At 52.1% G+C, this 20,474-nt stretch carries 14 protein-coding genes; 5 read left to right on the forward strand and 9 right to left on the reverse strand.

The window, feature by feature from the left end:
* The first annotated feature begins 72 nt into the window (after nt 1-72).
* On the forward strand, nt 73-1,731 hold the full coding sequence (paeY, locus tag A6301_RS15990; protein WP_234258229.1) for a pectin acetylesterase PaeY: 1,659 nt from the start codon (nt 73-75) through the stop codon (nt 1,729-1,731).
* Nucleotides 1,732-1,832: 101 nt separating this feature from the next.
* Nucleotides 1,833-2,939, forward strand: coding sequence for a pectinesterase PemA (gene pemA, locus A6301_RS15995; RefSeq protein ID WP_215484011.1), 1,107 nt, complete (start codon nt 1,833-1,835; stop codon nt 2,937-2,939).
* A gap of 128 nt (nt 2,940-3,067) precedes the next feature.
* On the opposite strand, the gene glnB is transcribed toward pemA, so the two are convergent.
* The 5 genes from glnB to purL form a co-directional block, all read right to left on the reverse strand.
* Nucleotides 3,068-3,406: a nitrogen regulatory protein P-II gene (glnB, locus tag A6301_RS16000; protein ID WP_005970202.1), complete on the reverse strand. Its 339-nt coding sequence runs from the start codon at nt 3,404-3,406 to the stop codon at nt 3,068-3,070.
* Nucleotides 3,407-3,578: 172 nt separating this feature from the next.
* Entirely contained in the window at nt 3,579-4,916 is a 1,338-nt protein-coding gene (gene glrR, locus A6301_RS16005) for a two-component system response regulator GlrR (RefSeq protein ID WP_234258230.1), read from the reverse strand.
* The gene (qseG, locus tag A6301_RS16010) at nt 4,913-5,746 is read right to left on the reverse strand and encodes a two-component system QseEF-associated lipoprotein QseG (protein ID WP_107170430.1); all 834 of its coding nucleotides are present in this window, start codon (nt 5,744-5,746) and stop codon (nt 4,913-4,915) included. The genes glrR and qseG overlap by 4 nt, the downstream gene beginning before the upstream one ends.
* 20 nt (nt 5,747-5,766) lie before the next feature.
* Nucleotides 5,767-7,203: a HAMP domain-containing sensor histidine kinase gene (locus A6301_RS16015; RefSeq protein ID WP_234258231.1), complete on the reverse strand. Its 1,437-nt coding sequence runs from the start codon at nt 7,201-7,203 to the stop codon at nt 5,767-5,769.
* Between the two features lie 705 nt (nt 7,204-7,908).
* The gene (gene purL, locus A6301_RS16020) at nt 7,909-11,796 is read right to left on the reverse strand and encodes a phosphoribosylformylglycinamidine synthase (protein WP_234258232.1); all 3,888 of its coding nucleotides are present in this window, start codon (nt 11,794-11,796) and stop codon (nt 7,909-7,911) included.
* 216 nt (nt 11,797-12,012) lie between these two features.
* Here purL and mltF point away from each other — a divergent pair, with 216 nt between their 5' ends.
* Nucleotides 12,013-13,521: a membrane-bound lytic murein transglycosylase MltF gene (gene mltF / locus A6301_RS16025; protein WP_107170427.1), complete on the forward strand. Its 1,509-nt coding sequence runs from the start codon at nt 12,013-12,015 to the stop codon at nt 13,519-13,521.
* 156 nt (nt 13,522-13,677) lie between these two features.
* On the opposite strand, the gene tadA is transcribed toward mltF, so the two are convergent.
* The gene (gene tadA, locus A6301_RS16030) at nt 13,678-14,184 is read right to left on the reverse strand and encodes a tRNA adenosine(34) deaminase TadA (RefSeq protein ID WP_107170426.1); all 507 of its coding nucleotides are present in this window, start codon (nt 14,182-14,184) and stop codon (nt 13,678-13,680) included.
* 68 nt (nt 14,185-14,252) lie between these two features.
* Complete coding sequence (yfhb, locus tag A6301_RS16035) at nt 14,253-14,891, reverse strand: phosphatidylglycerophosphatase C (protein ID WP_234258233.1); 639 nt, start codon at nt 14,889-14,891, stop codon at nt 14,253-14,255.
* A gap of 250 nt (nt 14,892-15,141) precedes the next feature.
* Here yfhb and lapG point away from each other — a divergent pair, with 250 nt between their 5' ends.
* Together lapG and lapD are read left to right on the forward strand one after the other, a co-directional pair.
* Entirely contained in the window at nt 15,142-15,831 is a 690-nt protein-coding gene (gene lapG / locus A6301_RS16040) for a cysteine protease LapG (RefSeq protein ID WP_107170425.1), read from the forward strand.
* Nucleotides 15,832-15,840: 9 nt separating this feature from the next.
* On the forward strand, nt 15,841-17,793 hold the full coding sequence (gene lapD, locus A6301_RS16045) for a cyclic di-GMP receptor LapD (RefSeq protein WP_234258234.1): 1,953 nt from the start codon (nt 15,841-15,843) through the stop codon (nt 17,791-17,793).
* 117 nt (nt 17,794-17,910) lie between these two features.
* Here lapD and A6301_RS16050 read toward each other — a convergent pair whose 3' ends face one another.
* On the reverse strand, nt 17,911-18,255 hold the full coding sequence (locus tag A6301_RS16050; RefSeq protein WP_107170423.1) for a tryptophan synthase subunit beta: 345 nt from the start codon (nt 18,253-18,255) through the stop codon (nt 17,911-17,913).
* A gap of 61 nt (nt 18,256-18,316) precedes the next feature.
* A partial coding sequence (locus A6301_RS16055; RefSeq protein ID WP_234258235.1) for a tandem-95 repeat protein occupies nt 18,317-20,474 on the reverse strand: 2,158 nt, incomplete at its 5' end.

Consider the following 20,474-nt stretch of genomic DNA (forward strand, 5'->3'; position numbering starts at 1 on the left):
CAGCGTTCTTTCTTTGATAACACTTGGGTTCATTAACCGTTTTCGATTAACCAACAAGGGATATGTCTGACCATGGCAAAACGTTTTTCAGAAAGTATGGCTTTAGCGTTGATACTTTCCGCCCCTTTCACATTCGTACACGCTAAAACTCCCACCGCTGCACACCAGACCGCCGCACCAGAGAGCGCTAAATTGCTGTCAGGTTCAACGTTGGGTGAAAAGACGGGATTATCTGGTAGTGTCACGGCTCGGGATATTCATCTACCCGCCACCATCATTATCAGAGACCAACAGGGCCAGAAGCGACAAACGCAGACCGATGAGCAAGGGAAATATCACCTTGATGTTTCAGGCCTCACGCCCCCGCTACGGGTTTTAGCCATTGAATCCGGTGGCAATAACTGTCTGCTAAATAATATTTCTCGTGCAATCTGCCTGTCTGCCGTCGCACCTTCACTGCATGACGGTAAAGAAAATATCGCCAATATCAACCCACTGACCGACCGTATTACCTCAGATATCGCGGTAGCAGCGGGTTACATCGGCCCACAGCAGCTAACCGACGACACAGCATCACCAAAACTCGACGCCGCAGCATGGAAAACCGCCTACGCCGATTTTCATGCCGGCTTTAATGGCGCCTTAAAACAGGTTGGTATCAGCGCCCCCGCGCGCTTCGATCCCCTCACTTATCCCGCAAGCCAGCAGGACGCTGTTACCAAAATTGTCAACGTCATTAACCATAACCGCAATTATCACAACAATACGGGTTACTCCGGCCATACCGTGCTGACTGACAGCGCATTTCACCCGATTGTCGGCCTGAATGATAAAGGCGACTATGAACCGTTAGACTATCGCTCTGCCCGCCAAAGCCTGGATGCCATCCAGAAAGCACAAACCCGCATTTTCCTCGTTGGCGATTCAACCGCAGCAACCTATGAAAAAATGCGCTTCCCACGTATGGGATGGGGTCAAGTTTTTGAACAGCAGTTCAGTAAAAACAGTAGCGTGAAAGTCGTCAATGGTACGCGCGCGGGCCGCAGCTCACGCGACTATTTTTACGAGGGCTGGTTCCGTCAGATGCAGCCGTTGATGAAGGAAGGTGACTTCCTATTTATACAAATGGGACACAACGATCAAAATTGCAACGGTGCAAAAGAAGTTCGCGGCCCTGCTGATGTCGCGAATCTATGTACTTACCCGAATGATGCCGCAGGGAAAAAACAGGCACCGCAGGGGAAAGCCGATATGTCATTCCAAACATCACTGGAACGCTACATCACTTTTGCTCGTCAACACAAACTCACACCGGTTCTGCTCACCCCGACCACTCGAGTGAAAACGGCTGAAGGGAAAAACGGCACACCTGCCGTACATAGCCACTTCACCAAACAAAATGCGGACAACGGTTATGCCTTCATCGGTGATTACAGCCAGACCATCAAAGATACCGCTGAAGATAACAAGGTCATTTTGCTGGACGTTGAGCCCGCCACCATTGCGTTGGCAAATCAGGGCAACAGCGACCATTGGAAACAATACTGGCTGGTGATCGACCCCAAAAAATATCCTTACTATCGCGATCAGGCAGGCAGCTTGAGCAAACCAGACACCACCCATTTCCAGCAAAAAGGCGCTATTGCCGTGGCGGAGATTGTCGCTAACGCCATTCGGCAAGAACCCGCTTTAGCAGCTCTGGCGGAGAAAACCGTCAGCAAGCATAAGTAGTTATCAATCAGGCAAAACGATAAGACAGAACCACGCGCGGCGTTATTTAGCCGCGCGTTATAGACCTTCTTCTTTCCCCTACCGATTACAGGACTCTGGACATGATAAACACCCCACACCTCTGCAAGACGCTGACCTTAGCCATGTTAATTTCTTCCCCTTGGGCATTAGCACAGGCAGCCGACTATAATGCGCTGGTTTCCGCCAATGCAACGGACGCCAAGGCCTACAAAACCATTACTGAAGCTATCGCCAGCGCCCCGGCAGACAGTTCCCCGTTTGTTATCTATGTGAAAAATGGCGTCTACCACGAACGCCTCACCATTACGCGCCCCAACATCCATCTACAGGGTGAAAGCCGTGACGGCACCGTAATCACCGCAACCACCGCCGCAGGGATGCTCAAACCCGATGGCAGCAAATGGGGAACTTATGGCAGCAACACGGTGAAAGTTGATGCACCTGATTTCAGCGCCCGTTCACTGACTATCAGCAACGATTTCGATTACCCTGCCAATCAGGCCAAAGCCAATGATGACCCGACCAAATTAAAAGATTCGCAGGCCGTAGCACTATTGGTTGCCGAAAACAGCGATCGGGCGTGGTTCCATGATGTCAGCCTGACTGGCTATCAGGACACGCTGTATGTGAAAGGTGGGCGCAGCTTCTTCTCAAAATGCCGTATCAGCGGCACCGTTGATTTCATCTTTGGCAACGGCACTGCGCTGTTTGACGACTGTGACATCGTCGCCCGTAATCGTACCGACGTGAAAGATCAACCAATTGGCTACCTCACCGCTCCCAGCACGGACATTAAGCAAAAATATGGTTTGGTCATTATTAATAGTCGGGTGATTAAAGAGAAAGATGTGCCCGCAAAAAGCTATGGTCTGGGTCGTCCATGGCACCCAACGACCACCTTTGAGGATGGTCGCTATGCCGATCCTAACGCCATCGGCCAGACCGTTTTCCTGAACACCAGCATGGACGACCACATTTATGGCTGGGACAAAATGTCAGGCAAAGATAAACAAGGCGAAAAAATCTGGTTCCATCCGCAGGACTCACGCTTTTTCGAGTATAAATCCAGCGGTTCAGGAGCAGAGAAAAACGATCAGCGCCGTCAGTTGAGCGAGGCGGAAGCGGCAGAATACACCGCTGATAAGGTATTAGCAGGCTGGGTTCCTACTGCACCTAAAGGGAAATAAAGGTAACGAAGCCAGCCTTCATCAGGCTGGCTTCTATATCCGTCATACTTCAAGCTATATATGCGTTAGCTGCATGAAACGAGAATTATGTAGAGCATAAACGATATTGTCGGGGTGAGGCGAAACGATTAAATCGCTTCCTCGTCCTCTTCACCAGTACGAATACGAACAACGCGTGCCACATCAAAAACAAAGATTTTACCGTCGCCGATTTTACCCGTCTGCGCGGTCTGTGTGATGGTTTCAACACAGGTATCAACAATATCATCCGACACAACAATTTCGATTTTTACTTTCGGCAGAAAATCGACCATGTATTCTGCACCACGATACAGCTCGGTGTGGCCTTTCTGGCGACCAAAGCCTTTAACTTCCGTTACCGTCATCCCTGTGATGCCCACTTCAGCTAACGCTTCACGCACATCGTCCAGTTTGAACGGCTTAATAATCGCATCAATTTTCTTCATGGAGGAACCTTTGTGTTATCTATGTTGCGGCCAAAGCCGAGCATCAGCAAATAAACAGCATGTCAGAACTCAGGCGGACAATCTATACCCGTCATACTTCAAGCTACTGGTGAATGGTGGGCACTGACCCACACCACACTGCATTACGGGCGTCCTACCTGCGCTCTCAGGGCTAATCTTTAAAATCATTGGCATCCAGTTCGTGCCGACCCAACAGTTTATAAAATTCCGTTCGATTACGCCCGGCCATTCGCGCAGCCTGCGTCACGTTACCTTTTGCAATCTGTAGTAGTTTTCGCAAATAGTTAAGTTCAAACTGATGGCGCGCTTCAACAAACGTCGGCAGTGCGGTATTTTCACCTTCCAGCGCCTGTTCAACCAGCGCATCGCTGATTACTGGCGCGCTGGTTAACGCAACACACTGTTCGATGACATTCACCAACTGACGCACGTTACCCGGCCAGCTTGCCGTCATCAAGCGCTTCATCGCATCCGTTGAAAAGGTGCGCACAAAAGGTTTGTGACGATTGGCGGATTCACGCAGCAGATGATTTGCCAACAGCGGGATATCTTCGGCACGTTCATGCAGCGCTGGCAGCTTCATATTCACCACGTTGAGCCGATAATACAGATCTTCACGGAATTCGTTTTTTTCCATCGCCTTCGGCAAATCACGGTGCGTGGCGGAAATAATCCGCACGTCGATGTCCAGATCGCGGTTGCTCCCCAGCGGGCGGACTTTTCGCTCCTGCAAAACACGCAGCAGCTTAACCTGTAAAGACAACGGCATATCGCCGATTTCATCTAAAAACAGCGTACCGCCTTCTGCCGCCTGAAAAAGCCCTTCACGGCTGCTAACTGCGCCGGTAAAAGCCCCTTTCGCGTGACCAAACAGCTCCGACTCCAGCAGCGGCTCCGGCAGCGCACCGCAGTTAATCGCGATAAATGCTTTCTTGCCGCGTGGGCTTGCGGCATGAATTGCCTGAGCCAGCACTTCTTTCCCGGTTCCGCTCTGACCATTAATCAGCACGCTAACGTCCGACTGTGCCACCATTCTGGCCTGTTCCAGCAGACGTAACATTATTGGGCTACGCGTCACGATAGTTTCACGCCAGCTTTCATCACCTGCCGGTGCGGATAACGCCATCGCTTCATCGATGGCTTTGTAGAGCGCATCACGGTCAACGGGCTTCGTGAGAAAGCTGAATACGCCCTGTTGCGTCGCCGCAACCGCATCGGGAATGGAACCGTGAGCGGTTAAGATGATCACTGGCATCCCCGGCTGATAGCGCTGGATTTCGGAAAACAACGCCATGCCATCCATTTCATCCATACGAAGATCGCTGATCACCAGGTCAAACGTCTCGCGCGTTAACAGCCGCAGCGCCTCCTGGCCGCTCTCCGCCGTCATCACGCTAAACCCTTCACTGGTCAGGCGCATTCCCAATAGCTTCAGCAGGCTGGGATCATCATCCACGAGCAACAAACTCGCCGTTTTTCGGGCTGTCATTGTCTTGTTGATTCCTTCGTCGTCGATTTGTCCGTATGTGACCCAATTGGCGGCGTATAGGTGTCATCCGCATCAACGGGCTCATTTCTGGGTTTCGTGGCCGAATTGCGTGAACTCTCTCTATTTGTCCCCGCATTGCCACGGTGATCGGCATCGTTATCCGGCATTTCCCCTGACAACTGCTTACGGGATGAGAGTTGGCGTTCAATATCCGTCAGGTTTTCCAGTTTCTGCGTGGTCGTTTCTAATTGATATTGCAGGTGATTTTGCTGCACGCGCAGGGTGTCTAGCTGTTTGTCACTGGATTCCTGTAAACGCTTATAGCGCAGGCGTTCATCTGATAGCGCCAGAAATAGCGTTTGTCTGTCACGCCAGGTTTGCATCAACGGGCGCAGCGCCGCAGGGAAAGCCAGACGATATAAATTGATTTGTTCCAACACCTGACGTCGTTCAGCCTGAGTAATACCGGCATTGTCCAGTAAAATACCCTGCTTAAACGCATTTTCCCAGCTATCCCCCGCGACCTGCTCAGCTTCTTCACGAGCCTGAAACTGGGTCAGACGCCCCGCACAATCCATCGCCCGCAACCAATAAAGTGCGTTGTTCATGGATTCACGATCGTCTATCTGCCACAAATGCTCACATTGCGCGATACGGAAATCGGCGACCTGTTCTTTCGGCGGTGTACCTTCTATTTCCAGCAGCGCAGTGCCGCTGTTCACATAGCTATTGCACGCAGCCAAAACAAGCGGCGACGACAGCAGCACCGCCTTCAACAGACAGGAAAATGGTCTCTTCGCCAGCCATCCCTTCATAAACCCTACATTCATTATCTATTCATTCTCGGACTTTATTCATTATCGGACAATAAGGGCAGTTCGATGCGGAAACACACATCAGCATAGTCCACTGTAATTAGGCTAAGCTCACCACGCATACGGCGAATGCAATCGCGCGCAATACTCAACCCGAGCCCGCTACCCTTTACCGCGCCACGGCGCTGATGGCTTCCCTGATAAAAGGGCTCAAAAATCATGCTCCGCTCGGCATCAGGAATGGACGTACCACTATTGGCGACATCAATCTGAACGCGATTGCCAATCTGGCGGCTATAAATCCAAATGTTACCGGATTCCTTCCCGTAGTGCACCGCATTGGAATAGAGATTATCAATCACTCGCATCAACAGCGTCGTCTCCGCCCAACAGTGCCCAACGGCCAGTGTCACATCGGTATGAATCATTTTGGCGCGAGCAGGGAGACTGTGGGATGACACGACAATATCGACGATTTCTTCGATTTCAACACGCTCCAGCTCGGTCGGCGTATCTGCCAGTTTGCGGTTATAGTCCAACAGTTGATCGATCAACTGCAACAGGTGACGGCTGCTGCTATCGAGAATAGCGACAACCTCCTTCTGGTCGGCAGTCAGCGGGCCAACTACCTCATCAGCCAGCAGTTCGGTGCCTTCTCGCAGACTGGCCAGCGGCGTCTTGAGCTCATGGGAAATGTGACGTAAGAACTCGTGTCGCTGTGACTCCAGCCAGGACAGACGCTCACTCAGCCAGATAATGCGCTGCGCCAGCGTCCGAATCTCACGCGGGCCTTTGAACGTGCTGGTATTCCCCAGCGAACGGCCTTCGCCAAGGCGGTTAATCATCCGCTCTACGCCATTAACCGGGCCAATAATCATCCGCGTAAAAAGAGCCACCAGCAGTACGCTGACCAGAAACAAGAGTAACGCCTGCCAACCAAAGAACTGGCCGCGTTCGGAAATAGCCAGCTGAAGCTGTTGCCCGCGAGAGAAAACGACGTCACGCGTCACCTGCACCATCTGTCCGTTAGCGCGAGAGAACCCTTCCAGCAGGCTGGATGCCGTTTGTTCCGGGCCGCTGTTATGACAGCGTATCTCGCCAAGCTGAGTCAGCAGTTGACGTAACGTCTGATAATAACGGGGATCGGGAAGCACCCGCGCGTGGGAGTCCAACATTTGCGAATACTGTTTACGCTGGTTTTGGTAAAGCGTCGCCAGCGTCTGGTCATCTAATACACAGTATTGCCGATAGCTACGCTCCATCGCCAGCGCTACGCTGGTCATCGCCTCACTGCGGCGGGCATCAGCCAGCGTTGTGCGATTAATATCCGCAGCCTGTTCACTCAGCATGTTTAGGCTTTGATAAGCCTGATAAGCCAGTACCAACAGCGGCAACAGCACCAACAAGAATGCCATAATTACTAATTGCCGCAGGGAACGCGGAAATAAACGCCATCGTTTCAAAGAAATCATCTCGTTACCTATCGAATCCGCTCTGATGCTAACTGAGTCTTATAAAAGTTCAACGTTTTCCCTTACGACATGCGCAACGCTTCGCAATACGGCATGAATACCAATGTAACGCTATAGAAAGTCACGCCGTAAAAAGCAATCAGGGGGATTTTCTGGGGGATGTGGCGAGTATAAAACGTCACGCGGCCAGAAGAATCGCTCCCTCTGGCCGCGTAACTGAATAGGCGGTGCCTCACTCAACGTGTCGTCCGATGCTTGATAACGTTCGTTTTCACGTACTGTTATCGGTCTGGTGGACGATAGGCACCCTTTCTTTTGGCATCATTCCAGATGTTATGAGCGAAAATGTTTGCCAGTTAGCAACGCAATCATAACCAGTTGAATGAGCAACGTCGATTAAAATGCATGTATCATGCCAATATCAAAAAATAAAAAATAACCATTTGATTAATAATATTTTTTATTATTATTTTTATCGAAAAACAGATTATCCAAAATTAAAACAGCGACAATATGCGTAAAAGAGACGATTTATGTCGCTAAAAACAGACAGCTTTATAACGCTGTCACAGCCTCCATATAAATCAATTAGTTAAATGTCACCAATCAGAGACAATAAAAAACCAGTCCGTCGCAAAAAAACGACAAAGCGAGATAACAGAGGTAAAAAAGGGGCCGAAGCCCCTTTCTCTCACTGACGTTAACTCAGCCCAGCTGTCTACGTGCGTTGCGGAACATACGCATCCACGGGCCATCCTCGCCCCATTCTTCTGGGTGCCAAGAGTTACTAACGGTACGGAACACGCGTTCAGGATGCGGCATCATGACAGTTGCCCGACCACTAGTACTGGTTACCGCCGTGATACCGTTTGGCGACCCATTCGGGTTAGCCGGATAATTCTCGGTTACCTGCCCATAGTGGTTGATATAACGCAGTGCGACCAGACCGTGCTCTTCAATCGCCGCTAAATGCGCATCGTCACGGACTTCAACCAGCCCTTCACCATGTGAAACGGCAATTGGCATGCGAGATCCCGCCATGTCATTCATAAACAGCGACGGACTTTTCTCCACTTCGACCAGACTGAAACGAGCTTCAAAGCGATCGGATTTATTGCGGACAAAGCGCGGCCAGAGATCGGCACCTGGAATTAACTCACGCAAGTTGGACATCATCTGGCAGCCGTTACATACGCCCAGCGCCAGCGTCTGCGGACGCAAGAAGAATTCAGCGAACTCATCACGCACGCGAGAGTTGAACAGAATAGATTTAGCCCAGCCTTCGCCCGCGCCCAGCACGTCACCATAAGAGAAGCCGCCACACGCAACCAGCGCTTGGAAATCCTTCAAGTTACGACGATTCGCCAGCAGGTCACTCATATGGATATCAATGGCCTCAAAGCCAGCACGGTGGAACGCCGCCGCCATTTCTACGTGGGAATTCACCCCCTGCTCACGCAGGACTGCCACTTTAGGCCGAGCATTCTTAGCAATATAAGGTGCGGCGATATCTTCCTGCGGGTTGAAGGTCAGCGATACATTCAGGCCAGGATCGTTATCATCCTGTCTGGCGATGTGTTCCTGATCGGCACACTGCGGGTTATCACGCAGGCGCTGCATCTGCCAGCTGGTTTCAGCCCACCAGCGGCGCAGCGTCGAACGGCTTTCCTGATAGACCGCTTCAGTACCCTGATTGATGGTGAAACGCGTTCCTTCTTCGGCATAACCAAGATAATGCACACAATCGGCCAAACCGTGCAGCGCCAGAACGGCGTTGACTTCGGCACGACGCGCTTCTGGAATCTGGATTACGGCACCCAACTCTTCATTAAACAGCGTCGCCAGCGTATCTTCACCCTGAGACGCAATATCAACAGTGATACCACAGTGACCAGCAAACGCCATCTCTGCCAGCGTTACCAGCAGACCGCCGTCTGAACGGTCGTGGTAGGCCAGAAGCGCCTTATCCGCAACCAGTTGTTGCATGGCGTTAAAGAAGCCTGCCAATTGCTCTGGGCTATGAACATCTGCCGTTTTGCGACCCAGTTGGCGATAAACCTGCGCCAGCGCCGTCGCACCTAATGCTTTATTACCTGCGCCCAGATCGATCAGCAGCAGCGCATTATCCTGCCCGGTACGCAGCTGTGGCGTTACCGTGTTACGCACGTCTTCCACACGCGCAAATGCAGAGATCACCAGCGACATCGGCGAGGTGACCGCGCGATCTTCACCGTCTTCCTGCCAGCGGGTTTTCATCGACATGGAGTCTTTACCCACTGGGATCGTCAGACCCAGCGCCGGACACAGTTCTTCGCCCACGGCTTTTACCGCATCGTACAGGCCAGCGTCTTCACCCGGATGCCCTGCTGCCGCCATCCAGTTTGCAGACAGCTTCACGCGAGTCAGCGGGCCGATATGCGTAGCAGCAATGTTCGTCAGCGCCTCACCTACCGCCAAACGCACGGAAGCCGCAAAGTTACGCAGCGCAACGGGTGCACGTTCGCCGATAGACATCGCCTCGCCGTAATAGCTGTCAAGGCTGGCGGTAGTCACCGCACAGTCAGCCACTGGCACCTGCCACGGGCCAACCATCTGATCGCGCGCAACCATGCCCGTAACAGAACGGTCGCCAATGGTGATCAGGAAGGTTTTTTCCGCGACAACGGGCAAATGCAGCACGCGCTCGACCGCTTCGGCCAGATAAATTTCGTCACGCTGTAATGGTGTGCCTTCTACCTGTTTGCGCTCTACATCACGCAGCATCTTCGGTGTTTTACCCAGCAGCACATCCAGCGGTAAATCGATAGGTTTGTTGTTGAAGTGACGATCGTTCATCGTCAGATGCAGTTCTTCCGTCGCTTCACCAATCACCGCATAAGGCGCACGCTCGCGGCGGCAAATGTCATCAAACTGTGCCAGTTGCTCTGGCGAAACCGCCAGAACGTAGCGCTCCTGCGACTCGTTACACCAGACTTCCAGCGGGCTCATACCCGGCTCGTCGTTCAAAATATCACGCAGTTCAAAGCGACCACCGCGACCGCCGTCGCTCACCAACTCAGGCATGGCGTTAGACAAACCGCCCGCGCCGACATCGTGAATGAACAGGATCGGGTTAGCTTCACCCAACTGCCAGCAGCGGTCGATCACTTCCTGACAGCGACGCTCCATTTCTGGGTTATCACGCTGAACAGAAGCAAAATCCAAATCCGCATCAGACTGACCCGATGCCATGGAAGACGCCGCGCCACCGCCCAGACCGATATTCATGGACGGTCCGCCCAATACAATCAGTTTAGCGCCAACGCTAATTTCGCCTTTTTTGACGTGATCGCCACGGATGTTACCAATACCGCCCGCCAGCATGATCGGTTTATGGTAACCGCGCAGCTCTGTGCCATTGTGGCTATCAACGCGTTCTTCATAAGTACGGAAATAGCCAGTCAGTGCAGGACGGCCGAATTCGTTGTTAAATGCCGCGCCGCCTAATGGGCCTTCAGTCATGATATCCAGCGCGCTGACAATACGATCTGGCTTACCGAACTCTTCTTCTTCCCACGGCTGGATAAAGCCAGGAATACGCAGATTCGATACAGAAAAACCGACCAAGCCAGCTTTCGGCTTAGAGCCACGACCCGTTGCGCCTTCATCACGGATTTCACCGCCAGACCCTGTTGCTGCGCCCGGCCACGGTGAAATCGCCGTTGGGTGGTTATGCGTTTCCACCTTCATCAGGATATGTGCGTCTTCCTGATGGTAAGTATATTGCCCGTTGGTATCGGTGTAGAAACGGCCAACGGCGGAGCCTTCCATGACGGCAGCGTTGTCTTTATAAGCAGAGAGAACGTGATCGGGCGTGTGTTCAAAGGTGTTTTTGATCATTTTGAACAGTGATTTCGGCTGAGTTACGCCGTCGATTACCCAATCCGCGTTAAAAATCTTGTGGCGGCAGTGCTCAGAGTTCGCCTGTGCGAACATATACAGTTCAATATCGTTAGGATTGCGGCCCAGTTTGGTGAAGGCTTCCAGCAGATAATCAATTTCATCTTCCGCCAATGCCAACCCCAGACGGACATTTGCCTCTTCCAGCGCCTGACGTCCTTGCAGCAGAATTTCAATACGCTTGAAAGGGGCTGGTTGATGATGAGAGAACAACGCTTCAGCCTGTTTCAGGTCGCTAAATACGCTTTCCATCATCCGGTCATGTAGCAATGTCCCCAGTTGCTGCCACTGTTCATCGCTCAGCATTGGCGCGTGAATATAGAAAGCCAGACCGCGCTCTAAGCGCAAAACTTTGCTTAAGCCACAGTTATGGGCAATGTCTGTTGCTTTGGAAGACCACGGTGAAATAGTGCCGGGACGCGGCGTGACCAGTAACAGACGACCTTGCGGCTCGTGCTCCGCGAGAGAAGGGCCATACTTCAGCAAACGTGTCAGTTTGGCCTGTTCATCGTTGTTCAGCGGGGCGCTGACATCGGCGAAATGTACGTATTCAGCATAGATATCGCTGACCGGCAAAACGTGCTCTTTGCAGCGGACCAGCAATTTATTAATACGAAAAGCCGATAAAGCAGGTGAACCACGCAGTATTTCCATAATCTAAAGTTCTCTCGTCTTCGATGCACTGGCTGCGATACAGCCACTGGGCACAACAGGGGGGAAACGCGCGTATTATAGAGAATCCTTCCCTCGGACGAAACCGTTTGCGTGCCGATAATTTTACTTCGCCTCCGCCGGATGATTAATCGGTGACCAAATCAATAAAAGTTGCACACTGGCGGTTTGTTAAGCAAAATGCCCCCACTCTGGGAAATGACGTATAAAAAAACTGCCGTTACAGACAGCCTGGCCATCCGGCCGCCGAGAGATAACTATTTGAAGCCTTTAAAATTAAATTATTTTTTCATCGGGATTATCACGTTACTACTGGCGTTAGCGCTATGGCCTAGTATTCCCTGGCGCAGCAGTCAGGATGTACAGCTCAGGCAGATCCTCTCACGCGGCGAGTTACGTATCAGCACCGTTAACTCACCGCTGACTTATGCTATGAGCAACGGTTCCCCGACAGGTCTGGACTATGAACTGGCAAAACGTTTTGCCGATTACCTCGGCGTCAAGCTGGTGGTCTCGTCACGCAAGAATCTTGACGAACTGTTCGACGATCTGGACGGTGACGATGCAGACCTGCTAGCTGCCGGGCTGATTTATAATCATGAGCGCTTAGAACGTTTCCGTGCTGGCCCGACCTACTACTCCATCTCACAGCAGATGGTCTACCGCCTCGGTTCACCTCGCCCAAAAACGTTGGATAAACTGCAAGGCCGTCTCGTTGTCACATCAGGCTCCGCTCATGCGGCAACCCTGCGCGATTTAAAAGCAGAGAAATACCCGCAGTTGAGTTGGGAATCCGCCTCCGATCAGAGCACGCAGGAATTATTGAAACAGGTTGCCGACGGCAAACTGGACTATGCGCTAGGTGACTCAGTGACCATCGGCCTGATGCAGCGTATTCATCCGCAGCTCGCCGTCGCCTTCGATCTTAGCGATGAAGAGCCGGTCACCTGGTATATGCGTCGTTCGCACGATGACAGCCTGTCTGCTGCCCTGTTAGATTTTTTCAGCAAGATTGTCGAAGATGGTACGCTCGCACGTCTGGAGGAAAAGTATCTCGGTCACGTTGGTGAATTTGATTATGTCGATACCACCACGTTTCTGAGCGCCATCGATGAAACGTTACCGGACCTGCGCCCGCTGTTTGAAAAATACGCCACCGATATCGACTGGAAGCTGCTAGCCGCCATCTCCTATCAGGAGTCACACTGGAACCCGCTGGCAACCTCCCCTACCGGCGTACGCGGATTGATGATGCTAACGCGTAACACCGCAGAAAGCCTGAACGTGACCGATCGCGTCGACCCGGAGCAGAGTATTCGCGGCGGCGCACAATATATGTCGTATATGATGCAGAAAATGCCAGACACCATTCCCGAAGATGAAAAAATCTGGTTTGCGCTGGCATCCTACAACATGGGATACGCCCATCTGCTTGATGCACGTAAATTGACCGAGAAACAAAAAGGCAATCCTGACAGTTGGGTAGACGTAAAAATGCGCCTGCCAATGCTAAGCCAGAAGCGCTATTACACGCAAACCACCTACGGCTACGCACGCGGGCAAGAAGCCTATAATTATGTGGAAAACATTCGGCGCTATATGGTGAGTCTGGAAGGTTATCTGATAGAAAAAGAAGCCAAGGCTCAGCAACAAACCCAGATTGCGCAAGGCTATCCAGCGGTTCCTCTCACCAAAGTGCCGGAATAAGCCTACACCAAGGAAGAAAAACGCCGCCATATCTGCGCTAATACTGCTCGCCTCGACCTCATTTTAGGAAAAAAATGGAGATGAGGTTCCCGCAGGGAAACGTCACCCCGAGGCCGCTCTGTGTACCTTGGTTCTTAAACGATCGGCATTACAACGCTATTCCTGCGCGGCGTTCTTCTCTGCGGCTCGGCGGGCTTTATGCTGTTCACGACGCAGACGAAAAAATGCGCTGAGCGTTGCAGAGCATTCGTCAGCCAGCACACCCGATTCAATAACAATCTGATGATTCATGCCAGGGTGGCGCAGAATGTCCAACAGCGATCCCGCCGCCCCCGTTTTCTCATCTGACGCGCCATAAACCAGACGACCAATGCGGCCATGTATCATCGCGCCCGCACACATGATGCACGGCTCCAACGTGACATACAGCGTGGTCTCCAGCAGGCGGTAGTTCTGCAACACGACTCCCCCCTGCCGCAGTGCCATAATTTCAGCGTGCGCGGTAGGATCGTGATGACCTATCGGCCGATTCCACCCTTCGCCAATCGCTTCGTTATCCAACACCAGCACCGCGCCAACCGGGACTTCGCCTTCATCTTGAGCACGCTGAGCCAGCGTCAATGCATAGCGCATCCAGTATTCATCATTATGCAGGCTAGTCACATTTCCTCACTCAATCATTCGCATTTTTGGCGGCGCATTATACCTATATGGTTGGCGTATTGAAGGCGTTACTCCAGTTGTTGCAGACTTCCTTCGGGCGTCACCCGCCAACGGTGCTCGCAAAAATAGAGCAATGGGTTGTCCTGCTTGCTGTCGCTATAGCCGCTGTAGAGCTTGAGCGGTGCACCTAAACGCTGCTCCATCTGCGTCACTTTTTCATGCCCGAGACAGCGCAGCGTGAGTACCCAGCCGCCGTAGCGACGAGTAATCTGGCTCCCCATCAGGCGAACGCCAGATAAAAAAGGCGAATCATGATAGACCTGTTCAACCAGCCGCTGTGGCGATCCCGTCACCAGCCAAACCTGTGCATCACTGTCTTCAAGATAGCTTTTCAACCGCTGTTGAACCTGCGGAAACGGTATGACATCGCGACGAAATGCACCGACGAACTGCTTTTCAAGCTGAGCAAGATCGTCTTCGTCACGCCCAAACGTAATCGCCCACAGCAGCCAGCTCATCGGCCAGCGCGCCGCGCGCCCCCGAATTAATAACCCAAGCCCTATCACCGGCAATAGCGGAATAACCAAAATGAGGTTTAACGGCAATCGACGAAGCAAGAAACGCAAAAAACTGCCAAACATATCCTGCTGATGCAACGTGCCATCCAGATCAAAAAAAACAATGCGTTGCTCTCGCTTATCACTCAAAACATCTCCCCCGACTTGCATCAAGATAGTCTTATCCGCTAATCAGCGCCTGTCGCGCCGTATTTTTTCGCCCTCCGTCGCTTCCACCACGATACGGCAAGCCCGGTGCACCAGCTTCACATTGATTGCCGGATCACGCGTTTCAGAAACCAGTTTAGGGTATATATGCTTTTGAGACCTATCAAAGTAAGCTATTCTGCATCGAATTCACTCTCCACATTCATCTCGCAAGGTAAACAGAGAAACCTCAGTGCGATTCTCCGGGTTCAAGATCTCCAGTTACAAGCTGTTCTTTATTAGCTGTCTGCTGTTTCTGCTGGCGGGTTCTCTACGTGCGGACTGGGATTTTATTACCATTAATCAGCGAACCGAGCAGCTTTATGGCCCGGCAACGCCCGATGCGCGCCGCCGGATAAATGAATGGCAGACGCTGTTGGTGAATTCCCGCAATAAAGACGAAAAAGCGCTGCTGAGTATCGTGAATCAGTTTTTCAACGATCGTATGCTGTTTCGCGATGATATTGTCGTCTGGAATCAGGAAGACTACTGGGCAACACCGATTGAAGCGCTGCGTAAAGGCGCTGGAGACTGTGAGGATTATGCGCTTGCCAAGTATTTTACGCTGCGTCATTTAGGCGTCTCTGCGGACAAATTGCGCATCACCTATGTTAAAGCCCTGCGTCTGAATAAAGCGCATATGGTAGTTACCTATTATCCCACACCAACCTCGATTCCGCTGGTGCTGGATAATCTGACCGATAAGATCCAACCTGCGACAGAGCGCAACGATTTAGTGCCGGTGTACGCCTTTAACGGCGGTGGTCTCTGGCTGCCGGGAGCAAGCGGCAGCAACAAACGCGTCGGTGACAGTAAACGACTTTCACGCTGGCAGGATGTATTAACCAAAATGCGTGCCGAAGGGTTTTCAATTGAGGAGTAAAGGTAGGCTATGTCTTTATACAAACAATTACTGATAGCCATCTGCCTGTTCGTGCTAATCATTTTCAGCGGGAGTTTTTTCGTCAGCCTGGAGAATTCGCGCGAACAATACAATAACCAGCTTCACTCTCATGCACAGGATGCCGCTACAGCACTCGGGCTTTCCCTGACGCCGAATATTGATGACCCGGCAATGGTAGAGCTGATGGTCAGTTCCATTTTCGACAGCGGCTATTTTTCCAGTATTCGCGTGCGAGATTTAAAAACCGGCAACGTCACGTTGGAGCGCACCGCCTCACCGGATATCCCTGATGTACCGATCTGGTTTGTCCGATTAGTGGATCTTCAGCCCGGTGCAGGCGAAGCCATTGTGATGCGCGGTTGGGAACAGGCAGCAAAAGTCGAAGTGGTCAGCCACCCGATGTTCGCAGTAACCCGGCTGTGGCGCAGCAGTACGGCTACCTTCCTGTGGCTGCTTGGCTGCGGCACGCTGGGCGTGCTCATCGGCGCGTTGTTCCTGCGCCGCCAGTTACGTCCGCTCGACTATATTGTTGATCAATCACTGGCAATTACCCGACGTGAATTCCTAAGCCAGCCGGACCTGCCCAATACGCCGGAATTTCGCCGCGTCGCGCAAGCAATGAACCTGATGGTCAGCAAACTCAAGACGCTGTTTGAAGAGGAAGCAGAGCGAAGCGAGCGCTTACGTCAGGAAGCTTATCAAGATCCACAAACCGGGCTGAATAACCGCCGTGCATTTGATATGCAATTCAACGACAAGCTAGCCGATGAAGAAACTGCCCCCGGATTTCTTATTATGATTCGCGTTCAGGATCTGGCGGGAATGAACCAGCGGCTGGGCGGTCAGCGCACCGACGCGCTGTTAGCCTCCGTCGGCCACATCCTGCGTAAAACGCAAAAGCAGCACACGAATACGGAAAGCCTGCTGGCACGTATCCGCGGTGGGGAATTTGCGCTGTTTTGCCCAGGATTGGTCGATAAAGAAGCCTATGCGCTGATTGGCGAACTGACGCGCAACATTGAGACGTTGCATCTGACGGGCGAAACCGACATCTCCCCTGTCGCTCAATTCGGCATGGTGCCCTTCCGCCCCGGCGACACCGCGCAATCCCTGTTTATTCAGGGCGATCAGGCGCTCACACGGGCCGAAAGCGATACCGATACGACCGCCACTCACGACATTCCATCTGTCAGTGCTGAACAGGTCGAAACCGATCGTCATATGTGGTTTAACCTGCTCGATCCTATCCTTGAACAGGAACGTTTGCAGCTTTTCCTACAACCCGTTGTAGCGTGTGACGATCCCAGCCAGATATTACATCACAAAGTACTGGCTCGCATTCAGGATGAGCAAGGAAACAGCATCGCGGCAGGCCGTTTCCTGCCGTGGATTCAACGCTTTGGCTGGGATACTCGTCTGGATCAGACCATGCTGCGCGAAGTGCTGGACTACCTCCGCCAACACGACGGCAACCTCGCCCTCAGCCTGTCTGGTACCACGGTACTGAATCTTCATCTACTCGCCGATCTGCTTGCTCCGTTGAAGCATCAGCCAGACGTCGCCAGACGGCTAATTTTGGAACTGGATGAGAATCAACTGCCAGACAGCGTCCAGTTGGAAGCTTTAATCAAGCTGTTGAATGAGCATAGCTGTGCGCTGGGGCTACAGCACTTTGGCGGGCGCTTTAATATGATCGGCAACTTGTCCCAGTGGGGACTGGCTTATCTGAAAGTCGATGGTAGCTACATCCGCAATATCGATCAGGAAAGCGATAAGCAAATGTTTATCGAAGCGCTGTACCGTGCCACTAACAGTATTGCCCTACCGCTTATCGCCGAACGCGTTGAAACCGCAGGTGAGCTGAACGTGCTTCAGGAAATGGGATTACAGGGCGCAATGGGAAGACTGCTGGGTGAACCAATGCCAGCGCTCAAGGCCTGACGCTATTTTGGCTAGTGGTGTTTTCGCCGCCCCGGCTTCCTCCATTACAGAGAGAAGTCGGGATCGACGTTAAAACATAATCTATCTAAAATACCCTCTACGTAGAACACGATCGCGTTAAAACATCGTTTCTTCATCATCGCCAATCAGCTTGTTCAATCCGCCATTCAGCGCTTCGCGCGCCTGAGCGCGGTTGATCAGCTTCAGCTGCGCTGCCTGAGGGAAATCGGTAATACTGACTACGCCTTTTTGGATCAAAACCTGAATTAAATCTTCCAGCACGCGCACCATTTCCAGATCGCTTTGCTGTAGTTGCTGCAAACTGGACATCGCCGCCTGATGGCTCCGGAACCAGGCCAGCGCCTCACGAGAATCGTCAGGCAGCTCACCATTCATGTCAGAAAAAGGACTCTTTTCTACCTTTATTAGATGCCCATCACTGTCGCGCTGGATATAAAACATTTTCAGAGACCTTTTACGTTTTCGATAAAGTAGGGAGCCTGTTCAGGCTCCGCCTTTTCCATCAGTGGGACTGTTCCGGTTTATTAACCAAACTTTCAAGCGATGGTAATGCGCCGTTATAATGTTCCAACGTAATCGACACCGCAACCGTTCCGCCGTTATTGGCCGTAAAGTTCCCCGCCGTGCTCACCTCAATGACTGGAGAACCCTGATTATCCGTGATACGAATATAGCGACTGATATCGGTTCCCTGCTCCAGCTCACCAATCAGATCGCTTAAATCTATCCGGTCGCCCTCTTTGGCATTAAAGTCTTTGATGACGTCATTGCCGATGTCGCCAGCCTGCCATTTAAAGGTATCAGCCCCGGCTCCGCCAATGAGCGTATCCCCTCCAGCACCGCCGATCAGGATATCGTCTCCGCTACCACCGTAGAGCAAGTCATTCCCTGCACCACCGTAGAGAGTATCATTTCCTCCCTGACCGAAAAGGATATCATCCCCGTCACCGCCGTTGAGTATGTCATTCCCCCCTTTGGCTGACGACAGATCAAACTCCGTGCTATGCGACGCAATATAGTTATGCATGTCCTTCGTCGTCGGAACGCCCGTTTGCATACCCAATTGCTTACCGATGTAGTTTTGTAAAGCCGTGATACCGTTACCGTCGATGTTAGGGAACGACACGACATCGCCGAACAGCACATCATCATTATATGTGCCGGATATCGTATCGTTACCTGCCGCACCGACACTCAATCCATATTGCTCAGCGCCTTCCGCCGAATAACCCGTTGCCGTATCGTGGTTGCCCATTTCTGTCGATGTCGCCTGTGCAACAACATTCAATTTACCGGCATCGCCTGGCACCTCAAGCGTAATCTTCCCAGCCAGCGTTTGGGCATTGTGCGCATTTTGAATCAGGTAGGTACCATCAGCACCCACGGTATACTTCACGTTATTGATCTGGTCAGTCAGCACCGTGCCCGTTGGAATCCCCGTCAACCGAATCCCTGACAACGTTTCACTACCGTCACGATCGGTCAATGCTGCCGAAACATCGAGAACATAGGTTTGTTTTCCCACCTGACCAGGTACTTTGTCCACCGTCGCACTATTTCCGGCGGTATACGTCGAACCATCGCTGTAGATCACCCCTTCAAGCTGGTTACTGACCTGCTTGATTAAAGACCCTGAATGCCCCTTTCCATCAGAATAAGTAACTTTCACACCATCCATTGTGTTGAAGTTATTATTTCTATTATTCGTTGAGTTTTCAGCCTTATAGGTAAAGCCTTCTTCTTTTTGGACAAAGATATAATCTTTACCTGGGTTACTCGACTGTGACTGACTATTCCCGTGGACAGAATCAAGCTGGTTATACTGTTTTTGTGCTTCAGTCCAATCAGACTGACGGTAGAAATAACCGCTTTTGGAATGAACAACAAAAATGTCAGCATAGCTTGTCGATCCCCCTGGATTGCCATTGCCGTTATCTTTGCCGTAATACTTAATCTGTTCCGAAGGGTTAGCAGCAGTAGGCGCAGTGTCACCCTCAGTCAACCAAACGCGCACGCCACTGCCGATCTTAACAATTTTCCCATCTTGCACATCAAACCCACCGGACTTCCCACTTCCTCCATTCACCTTGATGATTTCCGCAGAGGTCGGTGTTGTGGTACCGGCGGTGGTGTTCAGGCTCACTACCGGTGCATCGGCTACTGGGGTAATGCCGACTGAAACGGTGCTAGCGGTAGTGCCCCCTTTGCCATCCGAAACGGTGACGATAAAACGATCGCTACCACTAAAGTTAGCCGCAGGCGTGTACGTATATTTTCCTGTCGCCCCGTCCAGCGTCAGGGTACCGTGCTGCGGCTGTGTGCTCACGCTGTAGCGCAGCGTATCACCGTCCACATCGGTCGCCCGGATGGTACCGCCGACCGGCGTATCTTCCCGGGTGGTGATCGACTGATCCGCACTCACCGGTGCATCGTTCACCGGGGTGATCCCGATGCTCACCGTACTGGTCGTCGTCCCGCCGTTACCGTCCGATACCGTGACAATAAAGCGATCGTTGCCGTTGTAGTCCTGCGCCGGCGTATAGGTGTACTGCCCCGTCGCCCCGTCCAGCGTCAGGGTACCGTGCTGCGGCTGTGTGCTTACGCTGTAGCGCAGCGTATCGCCGTCCACATCGGTCGCCCGGATGGTGCCGCCAACCGGT

The sequence above is a fragment of the Pectobacterium sp. IFB5596 genome (assembly GCF_021432585.1).
GTDB lineage: Bacteria > Pseudomonadota > Gammaproteobacteria > Enterobacterales > Enterobacteriaceae > Pectobacterium > Pectobacterium punjabense.